Annotated in this window: 30 protein-coding genes, 1 tRNA gene and 2 pseudogenes; 18 read left to right on the top strand and 15 right to left on the bottom strand. The window is 42.1% G+C overall.

The annotated features are described in order from the left end of the window. Positions 1 to 79 precede the first annotated feature (79 nt). From cobJ to V7K49_RS08435, 6 genes are all read left to right on the top strand, one after another. The gene (gene cobJ / locus V7K49_RS08460) at positions 80 to 1,813 is read left to right on the top strand and encodes a precorrin-3B C(17)-methyltransferase (RefSeq protein ID WP_442948657.1); all 1,734 of its coding nucleotides are present in this window, start codon (positions 80 to 82) and stop codon (positions 1,811 to 1,813) included. Positions 1,814 to 2,035: 222 nt separating this feature from the next. Then, a complete protein-coding gene (locus tag V7K49_RS08455) occupies positions 2,036 to 2,527 on the top strand; it encodes a DUF4174 domain-containing protein (RefSeq protein ID WP_334874599.1) in 492 nt (163 codons plus the stop codon). Positions 2,528 to 2,838: 311 nt separating this feature from the next. Then, the gene (locus V7K49_RS08450; protein ID WP_335205194.1) at positions 2,839 to 3,510 is read left to right on the top strand and encodes a glutathione S-transferase family protein; all 672 of its coding nucleotides are present in this window, start codon (positions 2,839 to 2,841) and stop codon (positions 3,508 to 3,510) included. Between the two features lie 77 nt (positions 3,511 to 3,587). Further along, entirely contained in the window at positions 3,588 to 3,698 is a 111-nt protein-coding gene (locus V7K49_RS08445; protein ID WP_335205193.1) for a tetratricopeptide repeat protein, read from the top strand. Continuing rightward, positions 3,682 to 3,906: a tetratricopeptide repeat protein gene (locus V7K49_RS08440; protein WP_335205192.1), complete on the top strand. Its 225-nt coding sequence runs from the start codon at positions 3,682 to 3,684 to the stop codon at positions 3,904 to 3,906. Before V7K49_RS08445 ends, V7K49_RS08440 begins: the two co-directional genes overlap by 17 nt. A 120-nt stretch (positions 3,907 to 4,026) precedes the next feature. Next, entirely contained in the window at positions 4,027 to 4,581 is a 555-nt protein-coding gene (locus tag V7K49_RS08435; protein WP_335205191.1) for a peptidoglycan-binding domain-containing protein, read from the top strand. A 248-nt stretch (positions 4,582 to 4,829) separates the two neighbouring features. Here V7K49_RS08435 and V7K49_RS08430 read toward each other — a convergent pair whose 3' ends face one another. The 5 genes from V7K49_RS08430 to V7K49_RS08410 all read right to left on the bottom strand — a co-directional run bounded on the left by V7K49_RS08430 (position 4,830) and on the right by V7K49_RS08410 (position 6,547). Further along, on the bottom strand, positions 4,830 to 5,063 hold the full coding sequence (locus tag V7K49_RS08430) for an EF-hand domain-containing protein (protein ID WP_334868720.1): 234 nt from the start codon (positions 5,061 to 5,063) through the stop codon (positions 4,830 to 4,832). Between the two features lie 319 nt (positions 5,064 to 5,382). Next, a complete protein-coding gene (locus V7K49_RS08425; protein ID WP_334868722.1) occupies positions 5,383 to 5,586 on the bottom strand; it encodes a hypothetical protein in 204 nt (67 codons plus the stop codon). Between the two features lie 4 nt (positions 5,587 to 5,590). Next, positions 5,591 to 5,842, bottom strand: a complete 252-nt coding sequence (locus tag V7K49_RS08420) for a hypothetical protein (RefSeq protein WP_335205190.1) — start codon at positions 5,840 to 5,842, stop codon at positions 5,591 to 5,593. Beyond that, positions 5,826 to 6,116 (bottom strand): hypothetical protein, encoded by a 291-nt coding sequence (locus V7K49_RS08415; RefSeq protein WP_335205189.1) that lies wholly within the window; start codon positions 6,114 to 6,116, stop codon positions 5,826 to 5,828. Before V7K49_RS08415 ends, V7K49_RS08420 begins: the two co-directional genes overlap by 17 nt. Positions 6,117 to 6,474: 358 nt before the next feature. Beyond that, a tRNA-His gene (locus tag V7K49_RS08410) sits at positions 6,475 to 6,547 on the bottom strand. 124 nt (positions 6,548 to 6,671) lie between these two features. On the opposite strand from V7K49_RS08410, the gene V7K49_RS08405 reads away from it, so the two are divergent. From V7K49_RS08405 to cobA (V7K49_RS08395), 3 genes are all read left to right on the top strand, one after another. Continuing rightward, positions 6,672 to 7,055: a DUF4359 domain-containing protein gene (locus V7K49_RS08405; RefSeq protein WP_335205209.1), complete on the top strand. Its 384-nt coding sequence runs from the start codon at positions 6,672 to 6,674 to the stop codon at positions 7,053 to 7,055. 151 nt (positions 7,056 to 7,206) lie between these two features. Further along, positions 7,207 to 7,974 (top strand): sirohydrochlorin chelatase, encoded by a 768-nt coding sequence (locus V7K49_RS08400; RefSeq protein WP_334868730.1) that lies wholly within the window; start codon positions 7,207 to 7,209, stop codon positions 7,972 to 7,974. Then, on the top strand, positions 7,971 to 8,750 hold the full coding sequence (gene cobA / locus V7K49_RS08395) for a uroporphyrinogen-III C-methyltransferase (RefSeq protein WP_335205188.1): 780 nt from the start codon (positions 7,971 to 7,973) through the stop codon (positions 8,748 to 8,750). The genes V7K49_RS08400 and cobA (V7K49_RS08395) overlap by 4 nt, the downstream gene beginning before the upstream one ends. Positions 8,751 to 8,826: 76 nt before the next feature. Here the strand turns inward: cobA (V7K49_RS08395) and V7K49_RS08390 are convergent, their stop codons facing one another. Continuing rightward, entirely contained in the window at positions 8,827 to 9,447 is a 621-nt protein-coding gene (locus V7K49_RS08390) for a hypothetical protein (RefSeq protein ID WP_334868734.1), read from the bottom strand. A 277-nt stretch (positions 9,448 to 9,724) separates the two neighbouring features. Here V7K49_RS08390 and V7K49_RS08385 point away from each other — a divergent pair, with 277 nt between their 5' ends. Both V7K49_RS08385 and V7K49_RS08380 read left to right on the top strand, forming a co-directional pair. Continuing rightward, positions 9,725 to 10,681: a homogentisate phytyltransferase gene (locus V7K49_RS08385; protein WP_334868736.1), complete on the top strand. Its 957-nt coding sequence runs from the start codon at positions 9,725 to 9,727 to the stop codon at positions 10,679 to 10,681. 3 nt (positions 10,682 to 10,684) lie between these two features. Beyond that, complete coding sequence (locus V7K49_RS08380) at positions 10,685 to 11,167, top strand: tetratricopeptide repeat protein (protein ID WP_334868738.1); 483 nt, start codon at positions 10,685 to 10,687, stop codon at positions 11,165 to 11,167. 44 nt (positions 11,168 to 11,211) lie between these two features. On the opposite strand, the gene V7K49_RS08375 is transcribed toward V7K49_RS08380, so the two are convergent. After that, on the bottom strand, positions 11,212 to 11,508 hold the full coding sequence (locus V7K49_RS08375; RefSeq protein ID WP_334868740.1) for a hypothetical protein: 297 nt from the start codon (positions 11,506 to 11,508) through the stop codon (positions 11,212 to 11,214). Positions 11,509 to 12,347: 839 nt separating this feature from the next. Between V7K49_RS08375 and V7K49_RS08370 the strand changes: the two genes are divergently transcribed. After that, positions 12,348 to 13,373 (top strand): tetratricopeptide repeat protein, encoded by a 1,026-nt coding sequence (locus V7K49_RS08370; protein WP_334868742.1) that lies wholly within the window; start codon positions 12,348 to 12,350, stop codon positions 13,371 to 13,373. A gap of 65 nt (positions 13,374 to 13,438) precedes the next feature. Here V7K49_RS08370 and V7K49_RS08365 read toward each other — a convergent pair whose 3' ends face one another. After that, positions 13,439 to 13,882 (bottom strand): DMT family transporter, encoded by a 444-nt coding sequence (locus V7K49_RS08365; RefSeq protein WP_334868744.1) that lies wholly within the window; start codon positions 13,880 to 13,882, stop codon positions 13,439 to 13,441. Between the two features lie 654 nt (positions 13,883 to 14,536). Between V7K49_RS08365 and cobA (V7K49_RS08360) the strand changes: the two genes are divergently transcribed. The 3 genes from cobA (V7K49_RS08360) to V7K49_RS08350 all read left to right on the top strand — a co-directional run bounded on the left by cobA (V7K49_RS08360) (position 14,537) and on the right by V7K49_RS08350 (position 17,826). Next, positions 14,537 to 16,177: a uroporphyrinogen-III C-methyltransferase gene (cobA, locus tag V7K49_RS08360; protein ID WP_335205208.1), complete on the top strand. Its 1,641-nt coding sequence runs from the start codon at positions 14,537 to 14,539 to the stop codon at positions 16,175 to 16,177. A gap of 13 nt (positions 16,178 to 16,190) precedes the next feature. Further along, entirely contained in the window at positions 16,191 to 16,787 is a 597-nt protein-coding gene (gene coaE / locus V7K49_RS08355) for a dephospho-CoA kinase (RefSeq protein WP_335205187.1), read from the top strand. A 736-nt stretch (positions 16,788 to 17,523) separates the two neighbouring features. Further along, positions 17,524 to 17,826, top strand: coding sequence for a hypothetical protein (locus tag V7K49_RS08350; protein ID WP_335205186.1), 303 nt, complete (start codon positions 17,524 to 17,526; stop codon positions 17,824 to 17,826). Positions 17,827 to 17,921: 95 nt separating this feature from the next. Here the strand turns inward: V7K49_RS08350 and V7K49_RS08345 are convergent, their stop codons facing one another. Continuing rightward, positions 17,922 to 18,287 carry a DOPA 4,5-dioxygenase family protein gene (locus tag V7K49_RS08345; protein ID WP_298920109.1) on the bottom strand — a complete coding sequence of 122 codons (366 nt, stop codon included), beginning with the start codon at positions 18,285 to 18,287 and terminating at the stop codon, positions 17,922 to 17,924. 236 nt (positions 18,288 to 18,523) lie between these two features. Further along, complete coding sequence (locus tag V7K49_RS08340) at positions 18,524 to 19,057, bottom strand: universal stress protein (protein ID WP_334868765.1); 534 nt, start codon at positions 19,055 to 19,057, stop codon at positions 18,524 to 18,526. A gap of 380 nt (positions 19,058 to 19,437) precedes the next feature. On the opposite strand from V7K49_RS08340, the gene V7K49_RS08335 reads away from it, so the two are divergent. After that, positions 19,438 to 19,686, top strand: coding sequence for a helix-turn-helix domain-containing protein (locus V7K49_RS08335; protein WP_335205185.1), 249 nt, complete (start codon positions 19,438 to 19,440; stop codon positions 19,684 to 19,686). Next, entirely contained in the window at positions 19,668 to 20,357 is a 690-nt protein-coding gene (locus tag V7K49_RS08330) for a BglII/BstYI family type II restriction endonuclease (RefSeq protein ID WP_335205207.1), read from the top strand. Before V7K49_RS08335 ends, V7K49_RS08330 begins: the two co-directional genes overlap by 19 nt. A gap of 11 nt (positions 20,358 to 20,368) precedes the next feature. Here V7K49_RS08330 and V7K49_RS08325 read toward each other — a convergent pair whose 3' ends face one another. Together V7K49_RS08325 and V7K49_RS08320 are read right to left on the bottom strand one after the other, a co-directional pair. Continuing rightward, positions 20,369 to 21,478 carry a DNA-methyltransferase gene (locus V7K49_RS08325; protein WP_335205184.1) on the bottom strand — a complete coding sequence of 370 codons (1,110 nt, stop codon included), beginning with the start codon at positions 21,476 to 21,478 and terminating at the stop codon, positions 20,369 to 20,371. Positions 21,479 to 21,661: 183 nt separating this feature from the next. Further along, the gene (locus V7K49_RS08320) at positions 21,662 to 21,874 is read right to left on the bottom strand and encodes a hypothetical protein (RefSeq protein ID WP_335205183.1); all 213 of its coding nucleotides are present in this window, start codon (positions 21,872 to 21,874) and stop codon (positions 21,662 to 21,664) included. A gap of 119 nt (positions 21,875 to 21,993) precedes the next feature. Between V7K49_RS08320 and V7K49_RS08315 the strand changes: the two genes are divergently transcribed. After that, positions 21,994 to 22,236, top strand: a complete 243-nt coding sequence (locus tag V7K49_RS08315) for a helix-turn-helix domain-containing protein (RefSeq protein WP_335205182.1) — start codon at positions 21,994 to 21,996, stop codon at positions 22,234 to 22,236. 210 nt (positions 22,237 to 22,446) lie between these two features. On the opposite strand, the pseudogene V7K49_RS08310 reads toward V7K49_RS08315, so the two are convergent. From V7K49_RS08310 to V7K49_RS08300, 3 genes and pseudogenes are all read right to left on the bottom strand, one after another. Continuing rightward, positions 22,447 to 22,557 (bottom strand): annotated as a pseudogene (locus V7K49_RS08310) (element excision factor XisH family protein); the annotation flags it as partial. Positions 22,558 to 22,597: 40 nt separating this feature from the next. Beyond that, complete coding sequence (gene acnB, locus V7K49_RS08305) at positions 22,598 to 25,261, bottom strand: bifunctional aconitate hydratase 2/2-methylisocitrate dehydratase (RefSeq protein WP_335205206.1); 2,664 nt, start codon at positions 25,259 to 25,261, stop codon at positions 22,598 to 22,600. A gap of 420 nt (positions 25,262 to 25,681) precedes the next feature. Next, positions 25,682 to 25,930, bottom strand: a pseudogene (locus tag V7K49_RS08300) (DUF4351 domain-containing protein); the annotation flags it as partial. Positions 25,931 to 25,935 lie beyond the last annotated feature (5 nt).

Raw genomic sequence — 25,935 nt, 5'->3', positions numbered from 1 at the left:
GATTTTCTCGTTGGTTCTTAACCTTAGTCGCGATCAAGAGTAATAAGGATATCAAATTTTGATAAGATATCTACTTATGATGATCAACGTTGCACCCGCCATTGTAGTACTAGGTCAAAATAGCGTGACAGTAGCACGCAAAATAATCACTGTCCTACCAGGGGCAACACTATACGGTCTAGCGGGCCGCACATCGGGAGTGGATGTCAGCTTTACTAATTTTGGCGAGACGTTGCGTGAGTTATTCGCCCAAGGAACGCCGCTGATTGGCATTTGTGCCGCCGGCATTCTGATCAGGACGCTGGCTCCCGTACTCTCGGATAAACAACAGGAACCACCAGTGCTAGCTGTGGCTGAAGATGGTAGTGCTGTTGTGCCCCTCTTGGGCGGACTTGCTGGAGTAAACGATTTGGCTCGCCGCATTGCCGAAGCGCTTGATGTCAAGCCTGCAATTACGACCACAGGTGACCTCCGTTTGGGCACAACGTTATTGTTTCCTCCCCCTGGATACCATTTAGCAAACCCAGACGATGCGAAGAAATTTATCTCAGATTTACTAGCTGGGGCGCAAGTCAAATTAGAAGGCACAGCAGCTTGGTTGAGCGATAGTAAACTGCCCATAGATCCAAAAGGAGATTTGACTATCCAAGTTACCGAACGTTTGGTCACTCCTAGAGCCAACTGCCTTGTCTACCACCCAGCAACTATAGCGATCGCAATTAGTGGCATGATTGGCTATGCAGATGATGCAGTCGCTTTAGTACAGCAGCTACTAGCTGATGCCAGACTAGAAAGAGCATCAGTCGCCGGGATATTTGCACCCATCACCGCTGCTGCCGATCCAGCAATCCACGCCGTAGCTAGCGCCTTGGGAGTGCCTGCCCGCTTTTTTACCCCAAATCAGCTAGAAAGCCTACTTTCACAAGGTTATAGCCCCGCCCAAGCAGCAGCGATCGCTGCCACAGGTACATCCCCCTTATCTCCCTCATCTCCCCATTTGGCGATCGCCATTGCCCCTCAACCAATTGACCCCAACACCATCGGTCAGCCACGCGGACGGTTAGCGATTATAGGCACGGGTCCTGGTGGATCGCAATGGATGTCTCCAGAAGTGAAGGAGATACTCAAGTCTGCAACTGATTTAGTAGGTTATAAAACTTATTTAGATTTAGTTGGTTCTTTGGCTAATGGCAAGCAACGGCATGAGTCCGACAACCGCGAAGAAGAAGCACGGGCAAAAATGGCCCTTGATTTGGCAGCATCTGGGCGATATGTAGCTGTAGTTTCATCTGGTGATCCCGGTATCTATGCAATGGCAACAGCGGTTTTTGAAGTATGCGATCGCTATGCCAAACCCGAATGGGATAGTATCGACATTCATGTAGCACCAGGCATCTCAGCCATGCAGGCAGCAGCAGCAGCGATTGGTGCGCCTCTTGGGCATGACTTCTGTGCTATTTCCCTTTCTGACATCTTGAAGCCTTGGTCTGCGATCGAACAACGAATTGCCGCTGCTGCTAAAGCTGATTTCGTAATTGCTTTCTACAATCCTGTTTCCAAAGAGCGTACCTGGCAACTGGCAGAAGCGAGAAAGATTTTACTGCTACATAGAACACCGGATACGCCAGTAGTGTTGGCGCAAAATCTCGGCAGACCAGGACAGACAGTGAAAGCGATCACACTTGACCAGTTAACACCAGCAACCGCTGATATGCGGACAATTATTCTCATTGGTTCCACAAAAACCCGAACCATCAAGCGCCGCGATGGTAATATCTGGGTTTATACGCCGCGTCGCTATATTGAACAGTAGGCATAATCAGCGCTGTAAACACAAGGCAAAACTTCTCTTTTGTTGAGGAGGTAGGATAAGTTTTCAGGCTAGATTTTGATAAACCATCAGCCTGCTATAGTTTGAGTGATTCTCACCCATCTCCTCACCTAACCTAATACGAAGATAAACCATCAACAGATAGAGGAAAAGTAGGGAAACCAATGATAGCTTGAAAGGATAGAAAACAAATAACAACCCATTATGAAGAATTCAGTATTAATTGCCCTCCCCCTATTAGCATGTATAGTCCTGTCGCCAGTTAGCAAAGCTGATATTGCCCAAGGTTCAACCAATCATGCCATCAAAATGTCTTCATTTAACCTCAGTTCCCAAAAATGGAAAAACCGCGTGCTACTAGTCTTTGCACCGTCTGTTGATAACCATACCTATCAGCAGCAAATGCAACTATTGCAAGAGCATAACAGCGGTTTTGCAGATCGGGATTTAGTTCTTGTTCAGGTTTTGGCAACAGATGAAAGCTATGCCAACAGACAGCCAATAGATGAGTCTTCTGCCGCCAAGTTGCGCGATCGCTTTGGAGTTGACAAAGAAAATTTCCGCGTGATTTTGGTGGGCAAAGATGGTGGTGTTAAGCGCAGTGATGCTACACCAGTCCAGGCGACAGCAATTTTTAAGGAAATTGACGCTATGCCCATGCGTCAGCAAGAAATGCAAAAGCGAGGCCGAAAGTAACTAGAATTGCTGTAGTTAAGATTAGCCTTTTCAAAGTGTAGGCATAAAAATAAGATTTTTCTTCACGTCTTCGTAGTTAAAAAACATTTTTTAACCGCAAATACACGAAGCAGACAAAGGTTAAATGCCAAAAATTGAATATATTTATCCAGGTTTTTGACCACTTTGGAAAGGCTAGTACCGCAAGGCGGAAGTCACTCATTCAAAAGTCAAAAGTATTATGGAATAAGCTCTTTAGGGATTTTAAATGGTTGCTCTATTTCCGCCGTGGTGTACTAGTCCGATGAATATACAGCTGAGAGAATAATCTGATGATCACTGTCCATCATTTGAACAACTCCCGTTCCCAGCGTGTGCTTTGGCTGCTGGAGGAACTCGGCATAGAGTACGAAGTCAAGCGCTACGATCGCAACCCGAAAACTATGTTAGCACCAGCGTCGCTGCGCGAGGTACATCCGCTCGGCAAGTCGCCAGTGATTACTGACGGCGCCCTGACCCTGGCCGAATCCGGTGCCATCATTGAGTATCTGGTCGAACGCTACGGTAACGGACGGCTGATTCCTGCTCCGGGTACGCCGGAGCGGCTACGCTACACCTACTGGCTGCATTACGCAGAAGGCTCGGCCATGCCTTTGCTGCTGCTGAAGCTCGTCTTTGACCAAATCGAAAAGGGGCCAATACCCTTTTTCGTGCGGCCGATCGCTCGGGCCATTGTCGAGCGCGTCAAGAACTCGTTTATTCAGCCTCAGATCGCGCAGCACCTAGATTATCAGGAAGCGGAGATCGGAAAAAGCACGTGGTTCGCTGGCAACGAATTCACCGCAGCTGATATCCAGATGAGCTTCCCCCTGGAGGCGGCTGCCGCGCGAGCCGGACTGGACGCGAGCCGTCCGAAGCTCATGGCCTTCCTGGATCGCATTCACACGCGTCCGGCCTACCAGCAGGCGCTGGAGCGCGGCGGTGCTTACGAGCTTCTGAGTTAAGGGAAGGCTCTGATGAATACAGGTCTAATTCCGCATCAGCCCTAGTTAGCTATGGAATTGACCAACAACCAGGGGATTTGAAAACTGCTGTTACTTACCACAACCAAGCGATCGCTCTTGAGCCAGACTTGCCAGTGGTGTATTATAACTTAGGCAGCATCCTGCAAGAACATGGTCAGTGGGTATGACCAAGCCTTAAAACTCAATCCCCAAAACTGGAAAATCTATAGCCGTTTGAGTCAAGTTTACCAAGCTCAAAACAATATTACAGAAGCGATTTCTGTGTATGATCAGGGATTAACTTTACTCAATCCCCACTATGCCAAAGCGGTGTCCGCTTACCAGAATGCTGCCATCACCCAAGAAATGCTCGCTATGAGGGGGCAGCGCTGCTAGGGCGGTTAAGGAGGGAATTCAATATTATCTGAAAAAATTTGTAGGGGCGCAAGGCCTTGCTACAAATGTACAAATAATTTTGGATAATTTATTTTTTGTCAGTCCCTAAAATGAACTACAATGACTGAAATTGGCCTGATGATGATGGACGTGTTAACAATAAGACAAGCATCTGGGGCCAATTTGCCACAGCAGCAATTATTTCAGATGGAAAATGACGTAAAGCAGTCAAAACAGGGTCAGTTAGAGATAACGGCTGAAGCCACACCACCTGAATTCATCCAGACAGATGGAATTTACCAGGTTTCTCCTTGTGCGATCGCAGTGGATAAAGAACACATACTTAAGAAAATCAGCAAAAAGAATCAGTTCCTAGCTTCTTCTAACTTAGGTGAGTCTAAGAAGTATTCTCAGCCTGGAGGTAAAGTCCGTGCAAAGGCTACAGGACGGTTCCAGAAGTTTAGTAGCCAACCTCTACCTACTCTTAATTTCGGTAGCTCTGGTGTTGCTGTTAGAGCCTTACAACAGCTTTTAGTGTCTAACGGTTATGCCGTAAGAGTAGATGGGATTTTTGGCGCACTGACAGAGACTGCTATCAAAGCCTTTCAAAACCAGCGGAATTTAGCAACAGATGGAATAGTTGGTCAACGTACCTGGCGGGCGTTGACAATTTAGACGCGATTAATCGCGTCTGTACAGGGGTTTGGAGAGACGCGATTAATCGCGTCTCTACAAGGGTTTGGAGTTAAGAAAATTTATTATTCTCTATATATTAAAAATAATCAGGGGGTGGAACATACTCATATTGGCTTACTTACAATCCCACTTTTTGACATTTCTTACCAATGACAATGAGAAGAATAACCCTCACACCTTACAGGGTATGAGGATAATAGGGTATTGATACCCTTGTTTTTTGACTGCTAGTTTAAATTATTTGCTTTCTCAACTGCTTCCTTTAACTCTTCAAAGGTAATACTGCCGTCTTTGTCTGAATCATAATTTACTAGCAATTCCTGGGGACTAGTGGTATTTGTTTCTGATGAGATGATTGCACTTAAGCCAGGACTTAAAAAAAGATCATTAATGGAGACTTTGCCGTCTTGATCGCTATCTAAGGTATTAAAAAGAGATTGAAGCTCTTGCTCGGTTGCCATAAGTTTCTATCTGAATTAATTTTTCAATTTAATATCTCAAAATCTTGACAAAGACGCAAGGATACTTAAGACAGTTCAGATGTACGCTGTGATACAGGGTATACAGTCTGACAATGAAAATCAATCGGCACGGTCGAGCCAAGATTCTCACACAGCAAGAGATACAGCTAATTTTCAGTGATGGCTTAGACAACGACCGTGATGCCTGCGGTTTTTGCTAGCCGACGCACTTTGTTTGGTGTCTGCCTGTTCAGTGCTGCGAGAATCCGCTTATTTCGTTGAAAAGGGACGCTTTATTTCAAACTCAATTACTTGAGGGTTACGACTTGCTGATGCTGGACGCTGATTGGTAGAGAACTAAGGCATTTTCACGTAAAATTGCTACAGCGATCGCCTCTGCTTGAGTCACAGTAATGTCAGAATCTGCAATTGCTTGCTCTAGCACTTCTTTTAAAAGCTGACGACCCCACTTTGCACCCAAGTAGTACAATTCTGGAATTGAATGGGCATCAGAAGAATACATTAATTTAGTCGTGGGAGTTAATTCTAACAGATGCCTGATTACTTCCCGCATCCCGGATACGCTTAAAACGTTCTTCAATTGATAAATATCCAGGGTCTTGATTCACCGGGTTTCCAGGTGTTAGACCACGCTGCACACCATCAAGTCCGGCAGCAATCACTGCTTCTATTGCTAAGTAAGGATTAGCTGAGGCATCCACAGTTTTCAATTCTAAGTGGCTGGGACAGCCCAAACCAGGGTCACTGGGGACTCTCACGGCTAGGCTTGAGGCTAGACCAATCTGGTACTAAGCGAATTTCACCTACTGGCCCTAAATCAGTTTCTGGCACAACCGCATCATACATCACAGGAATTCCCTGCTGCCCTAGGGAAATACCCATCCCATGCTCAAAGTAGTGAGCTAGCATCCCTACATGTACGGCTTTGCCACGGATAATGTTAGCATTATCGCACCAAAGAACTCGCACGAATTTGACACCTGTTTCTTCAAAATATTTACGTGTTTTTTTCCAGTTATTTTTTTCAACCATTGCCATCGCAATCCTAAGTGATTCATGAGAAAACACTATCTTGATTTATTAACGCTCAGTCAAAAATATGACAATTAAATTATGATTAAAACAAAGGCTTTCACAGCGCAAACAAGCAACCTACACATAGCATCTTGTAGAAAAATGGACATCGCCCACTAATTTTTCTTGGGCAAGTAGATTTGCTTATATACACAAAATTATTTATAAGCTAATCTGATGAATTATAGTGGATTTGCGGTCTTTCCAAGTCCATGAACTTGGAGATGGCAGATCCTTGCTAAAGTAATGGTTATGAATATTCAGAACCACAACCCATCTTCTATAAGAATATATGGATAACTATGAAATTATTTAGGGCGAACGATGGGAATTGAACCCACGAATGGTGGTACCACAAACCACTGCCTTAACCACTTGGCTACGCTCGCCATTCAACAATTTGAATTATAGCAATTATTTGGCAAGCGATCAAGAGTTTTTGTTCCAGGAACGGACTCAGTTGATTTAGAGTCTCTGAAATCTAACGATTACAAGGAATTTCACTTGGCAAATATGAAACCCCTAACCATCATTGCATATACTGGAGCAGCAGCAGGACTCGCCGCCTTAGGTGTGACAATGGCGAAGACCAATCCCAGTCAGCTTGAATATGAAGAATATGCAGTGCAACGGTTGACAAAATACTTAAAAACCGATGTATGCAAAAAAACTACGAATATTATCGAAAATTTAATCCGTTTTAATTGTGATAAGTTGGTTGACTCGGCTAACCCGCAAATCCAAGAAATTGTTGCCAGGACTACAGAAAGACAAGATTACATGATTTTTAGCATTTATCGTACAGATTTAAAAATAAATTCTTGGATGCCTTCTTACAAATTTGAAACGGTGGGAGCCTTTGATCAATTTTATACTTACACTGCCAAAGAAGAATAAGACAAGCAGGAGTGGGAGAATATAAAAGTGATTAATAATACTTATATTTAGTAATTGAGAATAGTTTCAATAATCACCAGAGTCCTTATTACCACCAGCTTAATATTAAGTAAAATATGAGAATTAGTAACTGAGAGTTTAAGCTTTGCCGATGTCATCTGCCTATCTGCTAGTATCTCACGGAAGTCGCGATCCGCGCCCAGAAATTGCTATGCAGCAACTAGCAAAGCTGGTATGCAACAAATTGCCAAAAAACCACAACCCATCAAATAGCGAACATCTGGTTGGTATAGCTGCTTTGGAAATGAGTTCTCAGCCTTTATCCGAGCAGATTCAACAATTTGCCAAGAGTGCTTTTTGCGATGTCTACGACGGGCTACGCCTACGCAAACTATCTGAAAACGAGAATCGCCTGAAAATTGTACCGCTATTTCTGCTGCCGGGAGTGCATGTGATGACAGATATTCCAGCCGAAGTAGCACTAGCACAACAGGCTCTTGGTCAAGATATGATCATTGAGTTGCAACCATATTTAGGCTCTCACCCAGATTTAGAAAAATTACTGGCAAAGCAAATCGCTACTATAAAAGCACAAGCATGGATTTTGTTAACTCATGGTAGCCGTCGCCCCGATTCTGAAAAACCAGTCCAAGCAATAGCAGGAAGTTTGGCAGCAGTGGTTGCTTATTGGTCTGTACCTCCTAGTTTAGAATCACGAGTCAAAGAGTTGGTAGCTGCTGGTTATCGGGAAATTGCAATTTTGCCATACTTTTTATTTGCTGGTGGAATAACTGATGCGATCGCCGCCTCAATAGAGGAGCTAAAATTACAATTTTCTGCGGTGAATTTCCAATTGGCAGAGCCACTAGGAGCAAGTGCAGAATTAGCCGAGCTAATTTGGGATTTAATAGATAGATGAACCGCACAATGACAGAGAAAAGTAAGTATTTGGGAAAGGTTTATTTAGTAGGTGCGGGGCCAGGAGATCCAGGATTAATTACCCTGAAGGCGAAAGGTTTATTAGAATGTGCAGATGTAGTTATCTATGATGCCTTGGTGAGTCCGGCAATTCTGGCAATGATTAATCCCCAAGCAGAGCAAATTAATGCTGGTAAGCGTGCGGGGAGACATTCGTTGTTGCAGTCAGAAACAACCCAATTGCTAATTGATAAAGCGCAGGATAATGCAATTGTGGTGCGGCTAAAGGGTGGCGATCCGTTTATTTTTGGTCGCGGTGGCGAAGAGATGGAAGAATTAGTCAAAGCTGGAATATCAACGGAAGTTGTGCCAGGGATTACATCGGGAATTGCAGCCGCCACCTATGCAGGTATCCCTTTGACTCATCGTCTATATAGTTCATCAGTGACATTTGTTACTGGTCACGAGGCGGCAGGTAAATATAGACCGATAGTGAATTGGAGTGCGATCGCCCATGGTTCCGAAACGATTGTAATTTATATGGGAATTCACAATCTGCCTTATATTGTGGAACAATTAAGTGCGGCTGGGTTGAATTTAGAAACGCCCATTGCTTTGGTGCGCTGGGGTACACGGCCAGAACAAGAAGAATTGATTGGGACTTTAGAGACAATTGTCAAACAGGTAGAGCAAACTGGATTTGGTGCGCCTGCGATCGCAGTAATTGGACAAGTAGTAAATATGCACAGTATTTTATCTGGTTGTCGTCCAATTTGATGGTTGGCACAAAAAAAGAAAAATCAGAAGTGGAGAGAAAGCCCTTTAGATGGTAGGGGTTTTCTCTCCACTGTATTTAACTTTCTCGAATCCAAAATGCCAATCCTCCTGCACGACCGCGAGCTGCAATGAAATCTTCCGTCTGTAAAAAGAAGCCGAAGAAGGGTAGTTTAGCTATGGGCAGGTTGTAGAAATCTTCTGTTTTAATTTTACCAAAACGGATTGGTCTGTTGTAAACGACACGACCAAACAGACTGATAAGCATGTGGTTAAAGTCAAACGCCAATAAATTTTTCTTACTGAAATATTGCACTGGCCCCGTGAGCTTCAACAAAAGTGGGCCATATTCAACCTGATTAACAATTTCGCCTCTGCCTGAATCCTGTTCCAAAGTGGCATTAAAGGAAACATGGATTGTTATAAACTTGGGTACATACAAACCCTTGCCTAATACAATTCCCCCGCGCTCTCTAACTTTATTAGTGCCAGTGACAAAGCAAAGTTGCCATTTACCTAAAAGAGACTCAAACGGATAAGTTAACCGTTGCTGCTTGGCAGATTTTTCTGCTTGTAGCAACGCATTTACTAATATTTCAGGATTAGGACGTGTGCCTTTGTGTTCTCGATACGCAGCCGCAGCCTCGGATAGCACGGTCACAAAGTTAAATATCGCTGTAGATGTTAAATCAGCGGTCATGAAGGCGCTCTGGATTTAAGTATTTCTTTGCTTTTCTGATAGATTGTAGCGTTATAGGGAGCAGGGAAGAGGTCTTTTGATGGTTGATTGTGAGATTTTTTCGGGATTGAGTGTCTTCATGAGCTAGATTGATTCTCTTGTAGGGTCGGCTGCGCCAACGGCGGTAACCATCCCTCCCCGATGAAAATACAGTGTGTCTAGACCTTTGGCTCTTGTTAATGACCAAATTCTGTGACAATGGTTAACAATAAGCCGGAATACTGAATCTAAGCTACTCATGAGCCAGAGTTATCAAAACAGCCCTTTGCCAGGCAAACCCGTTCAATCCTATTTCCATTGGTTATACGCTTTCTGGAAATTCTCTCGCCCTCACACGATTATTGGTACAAGTCTGAGTGTGTTGGGTTTGTATTTAATAGCCATTGCTGTTTCCTCTACTGGATTTTCTGGCATTCCACTGAGTCGGGTTTTGGGTGCGTGGATTGCTTGTCTGTGTGGCAATGTCTACATTGTGGGGCTGAATCAATTAGAAGATGTTGAGATTGACAAGATTAATAAGCCTCATTTACCGTTGGCATCAGGTGAGTTTTCTCAACAGACGGGGCAATTAATTGTCGCTTTGACTGGGATTTTGGCGCTAGTTGTGGCGTGGCTAACTGGGCCATTCTTATTGGGCATGGTAGCAATTAGTTTGGCCATTGGTACTGCTTATTCTTTACCGCCAATTCGCTTGAAACAGTTTCCATTTTGGGCAGCGCTGTGTATTTTTTCGGTGCGCGGCACGATTGTTAATTTAGGATTGTATTTGCACTATAGTTGGGTGCTGAAACAAAGCCAAGGAATTCCCCCTGTGGTGTGGGTGCTGACATTATTTATCTTGGTGTTTACTTTTGCGATCGCTATCTTTAAAGATATCCCAGATATGGAAGGCGATCGCCTCTATAATATCTCTACTTTCACTATCCAACTCGGTTCGCAAGCTGTGTTTAATCTGGCTCTTTGGGTGATAACTGTCTGCTATTTGGGGATAATTATAGTTGGTGTGCTACATGTTGCCTCAGTTAACCCCATATTTCTGGTAATTGCCCATTTAGCGCTGCTAGTTTGGATGTGGTTGCGGAGTTTGGCAGTAGACTTACAAGATAAAAGTGCGATCGCTCAATTTTATCAATTTATTTGGAAACTCTTTTTTATCGAATATCTTATTTTTCCTATCGCCTGCCTTTTGGCTTAGACAATGTTAGAAACCTTTCCCACTAGTTCTATTATCCCTGCTCTGGTAGTTGTTCTCAGTCTATCAATTCTTGGCTATTTCGCTTGGAAAACTTTGATTACCTCAGACTTGTTTCAAAAAGGAATCAATCTTGCTCAAGCAAAAGATTACCAAGGCGCAGAAGCAGCATTTCGCAAAGTGATTTCCCTCAACTCTACTAATGATGTGGTGCGCTTGTTTTTGGGAGATGTTTTAAACCAGCAAGGTCAAGTAGAGGAAGCAACAGAATTATTTCGGGAAGTGATTCGCCGCAGTCCGAAAAATCCTGATGCTTACTTGCGTCTGGCGAATATTCTCATGCAGCAAGAGCGAGAAGAGGAAGCCAAAACTAACCTGCTAGAAGCTAAAGATTTATTACAAAAACAACGTCAACCTGAAAAAGCTAAAAAAATCACTCAACTGTTAGATAAAATGAGTGCTAAGTCAAGTCAATCTGAAGTTGAGTGAAAACAAACTATTGATTAAACTTCAAATTGACTACTTTTACGCCTTTATAAGTTGCTATTTTTATTACCTCTGTTTTTCAATTTCGCAGCAACTATAAAGGTGCTAAATCGAAGTGCGCCAGCGACAAATGATGGTTCTGGAACAGCCTTCACAATACCGACATTAGTCGCTGCTAAATCAATGCCGCCAACAGTGTTAGGAGTATCTTGAGGAAATACAGATGCATTTGTCCAATCAAGCAGGTTAATTGGATTACCTTTATCATTTACATCTGGAGAAAATAGTGAGTAGCCGTAGATTTTGCTACCTGTTGTTGCTAATTTACAAAGAGGGATTAGCAAGCTGCCAAATTGTTGGGTAACACTTAAAACATTGCTAAAAGCACCAGCACTATTAGTAATTGTTGCTGGATAACCACCTCTTCTTATATAGCAATCCTAAATGAGTCGTGAAAATCTCCGATTGCGCCTCTGCGGTTAATTTATTTGTAAGGATTCAGGTCATACCTAAATCTCTACAATCATTTACCGATAACGCTTTCCGTGGATTAGCCACAATTTTATATTATCAATAAGAATTGCGTAAAGACTATATTATTGTACAGTGACAAATTAAATGGCGTTGAGACAAATTAGTGTCATCAAACTAGGACTGACCCACTTTAGACTTGTAACAATTTGTGTTGATACAGCTTGTAAGTTTCACATGGTGATTCTAGTCCGAACGCTTTTTGAGTCCAGGATTCATACCTTGATGACACTAATTTGTCATGGCGACAAATAAAAAGTCACTGTACAGTTTATTAATCAATCGTCTGAAACTTTTACGAGCGGATTTTAACATTAGTTCTAAAATTAACACAATATTTATAATTCCAGATTATATAATATTTATATAAATAAAACTTATTGTGTTTATTGCTCATTTGTGGTAAGAATAAGGAGTTATTTGAAATAGTGATTCATCATCTAATCTCTGACTTTCTCAAATTAGCATAATGAAGGATAGTATTTTTTAATTTTTTCCTTTAAAAAATCTTTAAATTATATAATATTAATAGAAATATAAAAATTAATAAAAAAAGTTTTTGCCATATCTAAATAGTTGAATGAAGTGTGTAGAAATGGAAAACTATATTCAATTCCAGTTACTTGTCAACTCAGGAATTAAAGTAACAAAAATGCTGAAAAGTAAGAATCTACTGGGAGTAGCTATTATCTGCTTGTGTTTGAACAATGCTAATACTGTTTTTGGTAAAGATGTTGGCGTTGTTTTATCAAAAATTCCTGGCTCAAATCAAGCAGCAGTTCCTCAGAAAAAAAACGCAGTTGCTAACTTTGAGCAAGGAACCAATCTCTACAAACAAGGAGATTTAAAAGGAGCAGAGGCGGCTTTTCGCAAAGCAATTGAACTAGAACCCAACTTTGCACAAGCTTATATTGCTTTGGCAAATACTCTCAACGATCAAGGTAAACCACAACAAGCGATCGCACAATACAATAAAGTTATCAGCTTCGATCCTAAAGACTCTGGAGCCTACTTGAATTTGGGTTTGACTTTAGCAAAACTGAATCAGTTAGAAGCTGCGATCGCCCAATATAAGAAAGCCCTCAGTCTTGATCCCAACTATGCAGACGCTCACTATAACTTAGGAAATGCTCTCTACGCTCAAGGAAAGCCAGCAGAAGCAGTCGCCGAATATACAGCAACCATCCGCCTCGATCCAAAAAATCCAGCAGGTTATAATGCCTTGGGAAATACTCTGTACGCTCAAGGCAAACTAGAAGAAGCGATCGCCCAGTATAAACAAGCCATTAGCTTCGATCCCAACTATGTAGATGCTCACTATAATTTAGCAAGTGCTTTTTACGCCCAAGGCAAGCTAACAGAGGCAATCGCCGACTATACCGAAGCGATTCGCCTTGATCCCAAACATGCACAGGCTCACACGGGTTTGGCAAATGCGATGGATGATCAAGGGAAATCAGAAGAAGCGATCGCACATTACAAAAAAGCCATTAGCCTCGTACCCAATGATGCATACACTTACTATAATTTGGGAATCACTTTGGGAAGGGAACAACAGCTAGAAGAAGCGATCGTTAATCTCAAAAAAGCCAGAGAGTTATTCCAAGCTGAGGAAAACAAGGAGATGGTTGAGCAAGTTAATCAGCTAATCCAAAAAATTAATCCCCGAACGAATTGAATAAAGGGCATTATCCATAGCTATCGATCTAGGCATTACTTAAAGATTACTGGTTGACGACCACCTTAAGTTCGTTGCACAAAGACCACACCAGTGATTAACAAAATTACTCCAACAACTCGCCAGAGACTCAGTGGGTGTACAGGAAAACCAACTAAACCAAAATGATCCAAAGTTATTGCCGCCAGCATTTGTCCCAGGATGATTAGCCCAATCATAGTGGCAGCCCCCAATAAGGGAGCCAAGACGATTGTTGCGGTTAGATATATCACACCAAGGAGTCCTCCTAACCATAAATACAAAGGAATCTGAATTAATCGTCCCAATGCAGGTAATGAGAGATGTGACATGACAGTAAACAGTAACAATGCCACTGTTCCCAATGAAAAGGATACTGTCGCTGCAAGTAGTGGATGTCCAAGCTGTTTGGCTAATTGAGCATTAATTCCAGCTTGAGTAGGCAGCAGCGTCCCTGCAAGCAACGCAAATACTAAAAACAGCAACTGCATCGTCTTAATTCCTCATACCTGGTTGATTCAACCCAGCGTTAACAGCATTGACTTGCGCTAATCCTGCCAATCAATTTTAGCTTGCTCGTGAGCGATCGCTGTGAAAGAATGCTCGCTTGGTCACTACATCCCTGAAGAGCGCCCTGACTATCTGATAGAGCAAATTCTTTCCTTCTTTGGAGAGGAAAAGCCATGAACACTAAAACATTTTGAACCTAATAACCGCGATCCGAAAAGACTATTGAAATGAGATATGGTATCCACACGTTTCTGTGGACGCAGAGGTTCCACAAGTCGAACCTCTAACTTTTCACGGGATGTAGAAATCCGGGTAAAGTTTGCAATATATTAAACGCGAACTTAATCGGATAACAAAAAACCTATTAGCGCTCCTTGACTGTCTAATCAGTATTTAAAGGTTTGAGACTCAAGCACAGTGCGAAGTTCTTGATAGGCATCGCCGTTCAGCAAAAACTTTTTGGTTTCTTTTTGGTTTACTGTTAACGGAGTTCTAAGCCTGATTAATGAGTATCAAAGATTCATTAAACTATGTCGTCACCCCAAGTTGTATTCTAAAACATATCTCTTCTGCCCCAATACTTCGACGCCGCTCAGTACAAGTGCCCAATCACAAATAACAAATGACAAATGACTATGACTCAAGAAAGGGGCAAAGTTTACCTCGTAGGTGCTGGACCTGGAGATGTGGCATACCTGACGGTAAAAGCTTACAATCTCTTAGCTGCTGCTCAGGTTTTAGTCTACGATGCCCTAGTAGATGCTCAATTATTGCAGTGCGTACCAACTGATTGCTTGAAGTTGAATGTCGGGAAACGCGGTGGTAAACCCAGTACAACCCAAGCACAGATTAACAAGTTACTGGTAAAGCATTGCCAGCAAGGAAAACAAGTTGTCCGGCTCAAATCAGGCGATCCGTTGATTTTTGGGCGTTGCACTTTTGAAATTGAAGCGTTGAAAGCATCTGGTTGTAATTTTGAACTCGTACCAGGAATTTCCTCAGCCCTTGCAGCACCTTTGTTAGCAGGAATTCCCCTCACAGATCCGGTGTTGAGTCGCACTTTTGCAGTGCTTACAGCTCATGAACCAGAGGTTTTAGACTGGGAAGCACTCTCACGCTTAGAGACACTGGTAATTTTGATGGGAGGGCAACATCTGCCAGAGATTGTCCATCAACTAGTGCGACACGGGCGATCGCACTTAACACCCATTGCCATCATCCGTTGGGCAGGAACTCCTCGTCAACAAATTTGGACAGCGCAACTGGGCAATATTCTGGAACAAACCACCGAATTATCCCTTTCCCCGGCAGTAATTGTTATTGGCGAAGTTGTTGGGCTACGCAAGTACTTACAACCTGAGAATATATATTTAGACGAAATTATCAGGCAGGAGCCTGGAGAAACGCATTCCCAACTTCTGCCTGGGAACGAGAGTACTCCCACACCCCAACCTATGTTAAGTAACTTCCCCCCCTCATCTCCTCTTCCCCTGACTGGCAAAACAATTCTGGTGACACGTTCAGTAGGACAGTCAAGCCAATTTAGCGATCGCCTGATTGCATCAGGTGCAACAGTGATCGAAATGCCTACCTTAGAAATCGGACCACCCTCCAGTTGGGAAGCTTTGGATAATGCGATCGCTCATTTATCTGACTTCGACTGGTTAATTCTCACTTCTACCAATGGCATAGACTACTTTTTTGCAAGGCTAATCGCCCAAGGTAAAGATACCCGTGCCTTAGCAGGCGTCAAAATTGCCGTTGTTGGCGAGAAAACAGCCCATAGTCTCAAACAACACTCTCTCCAACCAGATTTTATTCCCCCCAACTTTATTGCCGATTCTTTAGTGGAAAATTTCCCAGAGAAACTGGATGGTAAAAAGGTTTTATTTCCCAGAGTTGAAAGCGGCGGCAGAGAAGTTTTGGTTAAGGAATTAACTCTCAAGGGAGCAAAGGTGATAGAAGTTGCCGCATATCAATCTTGTTGTCCTAGTGGTATTCCACTTGAGGCAGAGTTAGTTCTCCAAAACCGCAAGGTAGATGTGATTACCTTTGCCAGTTCTAAAACTGTACAATTTTTCTGTCAACTTACTAACAACATATTTCCCAGCAACTCTGATGCTAGTCAATTATTAGAAGGAGTTTCTATTGCCTCTATCGGCCCGCAAACCTCCAAAACTTGTCATGCTTTATTCGGACGTGTGGATATAGAAGCTGAAGAATATACTTTAGATGGTTTAACCCAAGCAATGATAACATGGGCGACAAATTCTTAGTATTAAATGACCAATGTCTAAACGTATAATCGGCTTAACCGGAGGTATTGCCACAGGCAAAACCACTGTCACCAATTATTTAGCTAGCATTTATAACCTGCCGATTTTGGATGCAGATATTTATGCTAGAGATGCAGTATCTTTAGGTTCGCCTAATCTTGGTGCGATCGCTCAACGTTACGGCGAACAAATTTTACTACCAGATGGCAGCCTCAACCGCCAAAAGCTGGGTGAAATTATCTTTAATCGTGAAGATCAACGCAACTGGGTAGAGAATTTGATTCATCCAGATGTGCGTGATCGCTTCCTCAAAGCAATTGCCCAATCTTCCTCACAAACACTGGTGTTAGTAGTGCCTCTATTATTTGAAGCTGGGATGACTGATTTGGTTACAGAAATCTGGGTAGTGCGTTGTTCCCAAGAGCAACAACTACAAAGATTGATACAACGAAACCATTTAAATAGAGAACAGGCACGAGCCAGGATCAACAGCCAATTATCTATCGAAGAAAAAGTAGCTCATGCAGATGTCGTTTTAGATAACTCCTCCACCCTAGAAGTACTACTGAAGCAGGTAGATGTAGCCAGAAAAACCACAAGTAGGGACTAGATCGTATTTATCTTAAATAAATATACATATCCGACATTATAAAGATATAAAAGGTTTATAAATTGAATATTATCTAGTTAAAAAAATACTTATATCTAACCCCATATTGGCCAAGAATTCGGTGATTTTACAGTTGAAGCTGCGGTTGATGGTACTGTAAATTTAAGTAGTTAGTCAATCAATAGCTGCTATACACCTCTGATATGGTACGGGATAATATGATTAGCATGATGCTCAAAATTCAAGGTAAGAAACTAATCAATAGTATTATCAATAGTGAACTTTTACCTGATATATGCAACATGAGCAACGACCTCAAAGGGTGATTGGGCAAAATATATCATTTGGGAAAAATTAAACAATAATAATTTAAATTTTTTTTACAAGTACTTTATCAAAGAACTGCTTGTAATTTAGTTTTGCTAATTATAGGTGCAGACACTTAATTAGACATTGGGTGATTCATTGGCTTTACTAACTGTCAATGCGGTTGATTCCTAACTAGTACACTGTGGCGTCAGTTTGCCTACAAGACTTGGGACAAAATCCCTTGTTAAGCCCCAAGTCTTGTTAATTGAGATAGTAGGTGGATTTTTGCGCCCGCTGTACTAGATTGTCTACCTATTCGATTCTGGATTGGTGATTGAAAGGAATTGAGATTCACCTAGAGTCCAAAACTCTTCGTTATAGATTTCTTCTTTGGGAAAACTCACTTATGTCTTTGATCAGGACAAGTATGAACTTAAGTTTTAGTTTTTTAAGTAAGTTAGCCCTAGTTAGCCCAGCAAACGAATTAAAAAAGAAAAATAAAATACACGATTATAGCCTACAAGTTTGGGGAAGCGACTACGTATTTGAGCGCCTCAATGAAGGAATGATCGGGTACATGACTGGAGTCGGCAAAGGCATCAAACCCCGCGATCGCATTGTTTTACGACAAGGTTATGAATCTTATCAATATCAAGTTGAAGAAATTGATTACTACTCCGAGCCATCTGATATGTGGATAGCTTTACTCAAGCAAGTACTGGTTGAGTAAATGTTAAAGTAAACCAGTTGTTTCAATTCCATTCTTGCGATACGTGCGGCAAGCCCCAGACTAGAACTTTTACCCCATAAATTGGGCTACTTTCCTTAATTGGATAAAGTCGAACTAAGCTGTTGAAGAAACTTAATATTCAAATCTAGCTTTTCTCCTAACCATAGGGAATGAACCGCGTGGTCTGCGACAGCATCGCCTGTGTCAGGGTGGACGAGAATATCCAATCCCTCACGATTGAGCATTAACCAAGGAACGACTTTATCAAACTGATTCGGTAAGAAAGCAACTTGATACATTCCTTTTGGGTGAGGCCCAATGGGCTTGTCAAACCAGCGTCCGAGTTGCACATCAAACCTAGCGCCCAATCCTTCACGTACACGCGCAGCTACATCGCGACTCGCAGTATCGAAGTAAACATGAGCATGAAAACCAGTGATCTCGATAGTATCTTCTTTCATAGATCCACTTTTCGCTCTCAACTCTAATTTTGGGTAGCGGACTTTTTCTTTTTCACTGAAAAAGCGATGTCTAGGACGGGCTACGCCTACGCTCAATTTTAGCCTAATACCGTGCAGTTAAGGATCGTTTGTGGAGATTGACTCTACAGAGGTGATCGATTCAGGTAAGTAGGTAGGCGAGAATAAACCAAATTCAGAATTTGGTTCGCTAAGATTTATGCAATGTTAGTAGTTAGTTAACCCTGAAAGTTGCTTGAAGTTTTTTTTATAATTTCATCTGTTATCGGAGTAGCTGAAAGATGCACAACATGCACTGAACAAGAAGCATGGTGAAGAACATAGTTACTCACACTACCGAGAAATAGTTCCATCAGCCCAGAACGACCCCGACGCCCCATGACAATTAGGTCAGCACCATAACTATGGGCTAAATCACAGATGATGCGACCAGGATTACCAATATTTTGTGTAAATTCCGTAGTTACACCTGCTGTGCTAGCTTCGGCAGAGAAAGATTGCAGCATCTGGATTCCTTGATCTTTAAAGGTATCCCACTGCTTTTGGTATAATTCAAAGTTTTGACTGCTCAATCCCGGATAGTAGTCCAAATTAGACAGCATAGGGCCGTAAGGACTACCCTCTTCTTCGGGAGATAGAACATGCAGTAGCATTAAGCTAGCTTGTGTTAACTTTGCTAAACCCAACGCCTTCTCAAAAACTTGTTGCCCTATTTCCGAGCGATCTAATGCAACTAGAATCTTTTTAAACATCATATAGACCTCCGATTTCATTAGTAATTGGTCTTTACGGTTTCGGGTTTCCAGATGCTGGATTGTCAAAAATGACCAAACCCTCAACTATGTTTAGCAACTTTTGAATTTTAAATTTCTTAAAGGTTTTCGCCCCATATTTATATATACAGCAAAACAATTTGAGGAACTTGTGAAAAAAGTAAAGATTTATCTTTGATTATCAGGGAGCATCCCGTTTTAGAAGAAACATCTTTGGACTCTCAGCCTAAATTTCCTTCAATAAAAAACCTATTTTGGGTTTATCCCGTATTAGGTTTTAGAATTTAACAGAGTTCAGCAATATATACTAACTCTGATCGAGATCGAATAAACCATCGCCAGAAAAAAGGCAAGCTAAAGTGCCTAAATCAGTTTTCAGCGAAGAGTACAATCGGTTTCGCCAGCTACTTATCGAGGCGCGCAAAGCTGCCAAGCTCACTCAAGCAGAGTTGTCGGCAAAGCTAGAGCTTCCGCAATCCTATGTATCAAAGTATGAACGTGGAGAGCGTCGGCTTGACTTGATTGAATTTTTACAAGTTGCCCAAGTCCTTGAAATAGATCCGCTGGCTTTTATCAAAGAACTGCTGAAATCCCAAAAGGAGACGTAACAATTATTATTCAATATGTTGACTTTAACGCAGCAGATACAATCATTAATACCCAATACCAGAACGAATGGCATGAGATTAGTACTATTCTTACTAGAATGCCTTTGCACATCAAGGCTTCAGATCAAGCTGGAATTCAGGGTAATGCAATATTTGATCCAGTAGGTACAAACGAATATATTAAAGCTGCCTTTATTCATGATGGTTGGCAATCAAATATACCTATTCCAGTACCTTATAGATTTTTAGGTACAGACGTTGATTTTGCCAAAACTGGCATCATTATTGAAATTCAATTTTCTAACTATCCCTTCCTACTCAATAACACTTTGCGCTCAGAATTGTTCTTCAAAGCTAAAACCGAATTTGTTGGATACCCGACTAATTTGGTAATTATGGTGACAAAGGCTCTGATGTTTCCTGCTTCCAATAGCACTCTTTATTACGAGCAAGCTGTTAATCAGTTAACAGCTTTGGCTAAAAACAAAGTTTTTGATATACCAATCAGACTGGTTGGATTATTTGAACAACAAAATACAATAGTGCCCATTATCTGGACTGAGTATTTATTTAAAAGATATTCTAGAACTGTGAATACTAGAGTTAGTCGTGAATGCCAAATCATTGCTGGGCGTTCAGCCCGTAGTCGTTGTCTGCTTCGCTTATTGTAATAATTAATCTATTAACTCCATAATCTCAGTTCAATTTGTTCTACTTCTTCTACTTGCTTTACTATTGGATTTTGCAAAGAGGTCTTTTGACCATTGCCATTAAGCTTTGGATCTACTGGAATTTCTTCACCTCTTAGATTAGCTGCAAAAGCAGATTCTTCATAGATTAATCTATCTTCCATTTCTTGCAAGTGATACTCTTCTGGATAAATTTTTGCTTTGCTGCGTTCTGAAGCTTTATTTCCTACTTGCAGATCAAAATTGAATTTATCAATAGATTGGCCAGTTTTTTCAACGTAATCGCGCAATGTTTTTAAATTGGGAAAAGAATCATTTTTATCTGGATTGCCACTGAGACGGCGCAGCGCAACTTGATGATATTTTGGTTCAATTTCTGACCCGATAAAATGGCGTTCATGATCTCTAGCAACCACTGCCGCAGTACCAGATCCCATAAATGGATCAAAAACAATATCACTTTTGTTTGTTGTAGCTAAGATAATTCTAGCTACCAAGTCTTCTGGAAATTGGCAGGGATGTATAGTTTGTTCTTCATGATTATGTTTCACATTCCGAAATAGCCAAATATCACCAGGATTTTTACCTTCTGGATTACATGAAAGTTCCCCCTTACGATTTCCTCGATAATGTTTCTTATTTTGATACTTTTGCGGAACTCTAATAGCATCTAGATTAAATTTATAATTATCCGACTTAGTAAACCAAAGAATAGTTTCATGTCTACAAGAAAACTTTTTCTGGGCATGAAGACCATGCTGCCTAGCCCATATAATTCGGTTGCGAGGAATTAATCTGCATGACTCTAAAATCGGAAAAAAGCGAATATCCAAAGGAATCAGCATTCCTCGGTCAGAAAAAGCACCAACTTGCCAAAATAGCGAGCCTGTATTTTTGAGAATTCGGCTACATTCAAGCAGCACGGCTGTTTGTTCTTCCAAATAAATCTTAAGAGCCTGTCTTGATTCGTATTCTTTGCCTAGATTATAGGGTGGAGAGGATACAACTAAGTCAACACATGCATCTGGCAGATTACTGAGCAGTTGTAAGCTATCCTCTAAGAGAATCTGGTCTAAGGGTAGATTCTCTCTATTAGTCTTCATTACGATACCTACCTTGCAAGTAATAGTAGACTTTCATCATCATAACCTATTTTAGGTTATTGTCCAATTGTTGAGATAAATATCAATAGTAAGTAGAGTATAATACCCTACTTACTTTAATGATCTATCTTGCTGCCGTAGGCATACCCAAAGGCGATCGCAACACAATTATAGATACAATTATCAGTCTGTTAAAACGCTTCGGGTTAAAATTTTCATCACTTTGCCTGGTTCAGAAGCAGGTAAAAGTGGACTCCACTCGCTAATCTGTGCAAAACCCATTCTATAGAGTGTGTGAATGGTATTGGTGACAGTCTGGCGCGAACCAATGACGAGGAAACTAACAGGTTCTCGGTCTGAATGTGGTTGCATGGAAGGTAGAGAGTTTTTGTTCATTTGAGTTGACCTCAATTGTTACTAAAATTATGTTTGTAGTTACGAACATAACTAGTTTACCATCTTGTTCGTAATTACAAACATTTACTTGGTTATAAGCCTCTGACAAAATCGGAGGTATGGGAAAAGCAGGAAAAGCCCTCAAACGGGTACTAGAAATTTATGGCATCACCCAAAATCGATTGGCTGTAGTTATGGGAGTCAATCGTTCTAGTGTTTTTGGGTGGGTGAATGAGGTTGCAGATCCACCAGGTGATACAGTAGTGAAAATTCGCAAGGCACTACAGGAAATTGAGCCTGCTGCGGCTGAAGAGTTTGTCAAGCTGTTCTGGCGAGATTTAGAAAAGGATGAGGAACAGTAGTGAGTGAAGGATAGTAAATATCAGGTTCTATTTTACAGACTGACAAAAAAAAGGTGATCGCTTTATTAAGTTGCTTGATTGCTGCTTTTTCACCAGCGATATCCTCAAACAGTTTACAGCTATTTTCAGGTAAATAGACCACGCGGTAGGGGCGCAAGACGTTGCGCCCCTACGACAGATGTGGTTCAAATACATGAAAACTGCTGTAACTTCAGCATATTTAATTGGATAGGGATCAGCCGTAATTGTCCAGCCATCTTTAATTAAGGTATTTTTCACGGCATTATGGTAGATATCTTTTGCTGGCGTTTTTACCCAGATAATAAAAACTAGGTGGGCATTGCCCACCCTACTATATTTACTAACGCAAACTACTAGCTGGCATACCCAAAATATCCTCAAGCTTCGGCATATCTTCCAACGGAATCACGCGCCCTTCATCCTCAAAACCGGCGATTTGATCAAAGTTCAAATACCGATACAAATCATCAGCAAAAGGATGAATTCTCTTCGCCACAATATCCAAATATTCCTGCACTGTCGGAAGCCGTCCCAGCAGCGCACAAACTGCGGCTAATTCCGCTGAACCAAGATACACTCGCGCATCTTTACCCATGCGATTATTGAAGTTGCGGGTAGACGTAGAAAACACTGTTGTGCCATCAGCAACTCGCGCCTGATTACCCATACACAAACTGCATCCTGGCATTTCTGTTCTAGCACCCGCAGCCCCAAAAACGCTATACACACCTTCTTCTTTAAGTTGGTGTTCATCCATGCGCGTTGGTGGTGCAATCCACAGGCGAGTTTTAACTTCACCTGCACCTTCCAAAACTTTCGCTGTTGCCCGATAATGACCGATATTCGTCATACAAGAACCGACGAATACTTCTTGCACTGGATCATTAGCAACTTCCGATAATAACTTAACATTATCGGGGTCATTGGGAGCAGCAACAATTGGTTCTTTGATTTCGTTCAAATCAATTTCAATTATTTCGGCATACTCCGCATCAGCATCGCCTTCTAATAACACAGGATTTGCTAACCATTCTTCCATCTTTGCTACACGGCGCAGCATGGTACGCGGATCATCATAGCCCCGTGCTATCATATTTTTCAGCAGCGCTACGTTAGAACGCAGATATTCCGAAATTGTCTCTACACTCAGCTTAATTGTACATCCGGCACAAGAACGCTCGGCACTAGCATCGGTGAGTTCAAAGGCTTGTTCTACTTTTAAATCTGGCAAACCTTCTATTTCTAAAATTCGCCCGGAGAAAACGTTTTTCTTATTTTGCTTCTCTGCTGTCAACAAACCTTTTTGAATTGCCACGTAGGGAATGGCATTTACGACATCCCGCAGGGTGATACCTGGTTGCAATTCACCTTTAAATCTTACCAAAACTGACTCTGGCATATCTAAAGGCATGACACCCAAAGCCGCTGCAAATGCCACTAATCCCGAACCGGCGGCGAAGGAAATACCCAAGGGGAAGCGGGTGTGCGAGTCGCCGCCAGTTCCCACGGTGTCGGGTAGCAGCATCCGGTTTAACCAAGAGTGGATGATACCATCACCGGGGCGGAGGGCAACACCGCCACGAGAAGCAAAAAAGTCGGGGAGTTCGTGATGGGTTTTGATGTCTACTGGTTTGGGATAAGCAGCAGTGTGGCAGAAACTCTGAATCACTAAGTCTGCACTGAAACCAAGACAGGCGAGTTCTTTCAATTCGTCGCGGGTCATGGGGCCTGTGGTATCCTGGGAACCAACGGTAGTAATGATGGGTTCGCAGGATGTGCCGGGACGCACACCAGGTAATCCGCAAGCTTTACCTACCATTTTTTGTGCTAAGGTGTAGCCTTTCCCTGTATCAGAGGCTTGCTGGGGACGGGTGAAAATGGTGCTGGGTTCTAAACCAAGCGCAAGACGAGTTTTGTCGGTGAGGGTACGTCCGATAAGTAGGGGGATGCGTCCACCGGCGCGGACTTCATTGAGGATGGTGTCAGGTTTGAGGGCGAAGGTGGAAATGATTTCGCCTGCTTCATTGGTGATTTCGCCTTTGTAGGGATGGATGGTAATCATCATGCCAGTTTCTAGTTTGCTGACATCGCACTGAATAGGCAAAGCACCGGCATCTTCAGCTGTGTTAAAGAAGATTGGCGCGATCGCACCACCTAAAACATAACCCCCAGCGCGTTTGTTTGGCACAAAAGGTATATTATTTCCCATGTGCCACAATACCGAGTTGATGGCAGATTTACGCGAGGAACCTGTACCAACGACATCTCCCACATAAGCTACAGGATGCCCTTTTTTCTTCAGTTCGGCAATGGTTTTCAAACTTCCCGGTTGCCGTGACTCTAACATCACTAAGGCGTGTAAGGGAATATCTGGGCGAGTTGTGGCACTTTGGGCGGGGGATAAGTCGTCGGTGTTGGTTTCGCCAGGGACTTTAAAAACGGTGACAGTGATAGCTTCTGGTACTGTGGGACGAATAGTAAACCATTCAGCTTCCGCCCAAGAGTCAATTACCCGCTTGGCGAAAGGATTGGTTTTCGACAACTCTAAAACATCGTGGTACGCGTCGTACACCAAGAGGATTTTGCTTAAGGCGTTGGCGGCGTAGGCGGCGATGGGTTCCTTTCCTTGTCCACCCATCACCAGAGGCGTTTCAGATGAGTCTGAGAGGGATACGGTGGGGAATTGCAGCAAATCGATTAAAGATTGCACATTGTAACCACCTACCATCGTCCCTAGCAATTGCACTGCTTCTATCCGCGAAACCAAGGGACTGGTGATTTCCTTTTTGGCAATGGCGGTGAGAAATCCAGCTTTGACATAAGCTGCTGGATCAACACCAGGAGAAACGCGATCACTCAATAGATGCAATAATATATCCTCTTGACCCTTTGGCGGATTTTTCAGTAATTCACATAATTCTGAGGTTTGCTTCGCATCCAATGGTAAAGGCGGAATACCGAGTCCGGCGCGTTCCGCAACATGCTTACGGTATTGTTCTAGCATTTCTGTGTTCTCCATTGGGATGTTCTCCATTTAATTATGAAATATTTTTAGGCAATTTTTAGCTATAAAAGTTTACCTGATTTTTATAGCTGAAAGCTTTATGAGTAATCGGTTGTTTGCAAATCTTTTTTATACTGAAAGTTTAGTTTTCGTCAAGCAAATATCTTTAAACTTTTATAGTATACGAGCAACCCTGTTTAGTGTAGCTGTAGAATCCGACTTGGTTATAAATTAATTAATCTATTAATGATTTATAGCGGTTCTTGATCGAGTCAGGTAAAAATTGTACTTCACTTCCATTGCTCTCTCCTAAAAGAAGAGAGGCTTTGAATTTTTCCCACTTCCCGCTTCGGGAAAGGGGTTAGGGGGTTAGGTCTATTTGCATACCTGTATCTCACCGGATTGAAAATGGCTATATCCTTATTGTTGGTTTAACCAAGTTTCTAAATCAGCAACACTAGAAAAGTCTAGCAATGCTTCTCCTAAATTTTCTAATTGCTCAATCGATAAGTCTTGAATTTGCTCGATTAATGATGAATTAATCTCACCAATGCGGCGATTGAGTAAGCGTAAAACTAAACGTTGTTCTCCTTGTTTTTTTGCTTCCTGTACAGCTTGTTCTCTGTCTCTTTGATAAAGTGGTTTTAGTCGCATTATTAACTCATTATCAATCG

Source organism: Nostoc sp. (assembly GCF_036919675.1).
In the GTDB taxonomy this organism is placed as follows: Bacteria; Cyanobacteriota; Cyanobacteriia; order Cyanobacteriales; family Nostocaceae; genus Nostoc.
This window is presented reverse-complemented; position numbering and strand designations above follow the sequence as displayed.

What these genes read in the sequence shown, in the direction of transcription:
- coaE (WP_335205187.1), top strand. Translation starts at nt 16,191, where the DNA reads ATGTCTAAACGTATAATCGGCTTAACCGGAGGTATTGCCACAGGCAAA.
- V7K49_RS08390 (WP_334868734.1), bottom strand. Translation starts at nt 9,447, where the DNA reads ATGACCGCTGATTTAACATCTACAGCGATATTTAACTTTGTGACCGTG.
- V7K49_RS08345 (WP_298920109.1), bottom strand. Translation starts at nt 18,287, where the DNA reads ATGAAAGAAGATACTATCGAGATCACTGGTTTTCATGCTCATGTTTAC.
- V7K49_RS08450 (WP_335205194.1), top strand. Translation starts at nt 2,839, where the DNA reads ATGATCACTGTCCATCATTTGAACAACTCCCGTTCCCAGCGTGTGCTT.
- V7K49_RS08455 (WP_334874599.1), top strand. Translation starts at nt 2,036, where the DNA reads ATGAAGAATTCAGTATTAATTGCCCTCCCCCTATTAGCATGTATAGTC.
- V7K49_RS08320 (WP_335205183.1), bottom strand. Translation starts at nt 21,874, where the DNA reads ATGAACAAAAACTCTCTACCTTCCATGCAACCACATTCAGACCGAGAA.
- V7K49_RS08380 (WP_334868738.1), top strand. Translation starts at nt 10,685, where the DNA reads ATGTTAGAAACCTTTCCCACTAGTTCTATTATCCCTGCTCTGGTAGTT.
- V7K49_RS08440 (WP_335205192.1), top strand. Translation starts at nt 3,682, where the DNA reads ATGGTCAGTGGGTATGACCAAGCCTTAAAACTCAATCCCCAAAACTGG.
- V7K49_RS08405 (WP_335205209.1), top strand. Translation starts at nt 6,672, where the DNA reads ATGAAACCCCTAACCATCATTGCATATACTGGAGCAGCAGCAGGACTC.
- V7K49_RS08430 (WP_334868720.1), bottom strand. Translation starts at nt 5,063, where the DNA reads ATGGCAACCGAGCAAGAGCTTCAATCTCTTTTTAATACCTTAGATAGC.
- V7K49_RS08365 (WP_334868744.1), bottom strand. Translation starts at nt 13,882, where the DNA reads ATGCAGTTGCTGTTTTTAGTATTTGCGTTGCTTGCAGGGACGCTGCTG.
- cobA (WP_335205188.1), top strand. Translation starts at nt 7,971, where the DNA reads ATGAACCGCACAATGACAGAGAAAAGTAAGTATTTGGGAAAGGTTTAT.
- V7K49_RS08415 (WP_335205189.1), bottom strand. Translation starts at nt 6,116, where the DNA reads ATGGTTGAAAAAAATAACTGGAAAAAAACACGTAAATATTTTGAAGAA.
- V7K49_RS08315 (WP_335205182.1), top strand. Translation starts at nt 21,994, where the DNA reads ATGGGAAAAGCAGGAAAAGCCCTCAAACGGGTACTAGAAATTTATGGC.
- V7K49_RS08325 (WP_335205184.1), bottom strand. Translation starts at nt 21,478, where the DNA reads ATGAAGACTAATAGAGAGAATCTACCCTTAGACCAGATTCTCTTAGAG.
- acnB (WP_335205206.1), bottom strand. Translation starts at nt 25,261, where the DNA reads ATGCTAGAACAATACCGTAAGCATGTTGCGGAACGCGCCGGACTCGGT.
- V7K49_RS08350 (WP_335205186.1), top strand. Translation starts at nt 17,524, where the DNA reads ATGAACTTAAGTTTTAGTTTTTTAAGTAAGTTAGCCCTAGTTAGCCCA.
- V7K49_RS08385 (WP_334868736.1), top strand. Translation starts at nt 9,725, where the DNA reads ATGAGCCAGAGTTATCAAAACAGCCCTTTGCCAGGCAAACCCGTTCAA.
- V7K49_RS08370 (WP_334868742.1), top strand. Translation starts at nt 12,348, where the DNA reads ATGCTGAAAAGTAAGAATCTACTGGGAGTAGCTATTATCTGCTTGTGT.
- cobJ (WP_442948657.1), top strand. Translation starts at nt 80, where the DNA reads ATGATCAACGTTGCACCCGCCATTGTAGTACTAGGTCAAAATAGCGTG.
- V7K49_RS08435 (WP_335205191.1), top strand. Translation starts at nt 4,027, where the DNA reads ATGACTGAAATTGGCCTGATGATGATGGACGTGTTAACAATAAGACAA.
- V7K49_RS08425 (WP_334868722.1), bottom strand. Translation starts at nt 5,586, where the DNA reads ATGTATTCTTCTGATGCCCATTCAATTCCAGAATTGTACTACTTGGGT.
- V7K49_RS08340 (WP_334868765.1), bottom strand. Translation starts at nt 19,057, where the DNA reads ATGTTTAAAAAGATTCTAGTTGCATTAGATCGCTCGGAAATAGGGCAA.
- V7K49_RS08400 (WP_334868730.1), top strand. Translation starts at nt 7,207, where the DNA reads ATGTCATCTGCCTATCTGCTAGTATCTCACGGAAGTCGCGATCCGCGC.
- cobA (WP_335205208.1), top strand. Translation starts at nt 14,537, where the DNA reads ATGACTCAAGAAAGGGGCAAAGTTTACCTCGTAGGTGCTGGACCTGGA.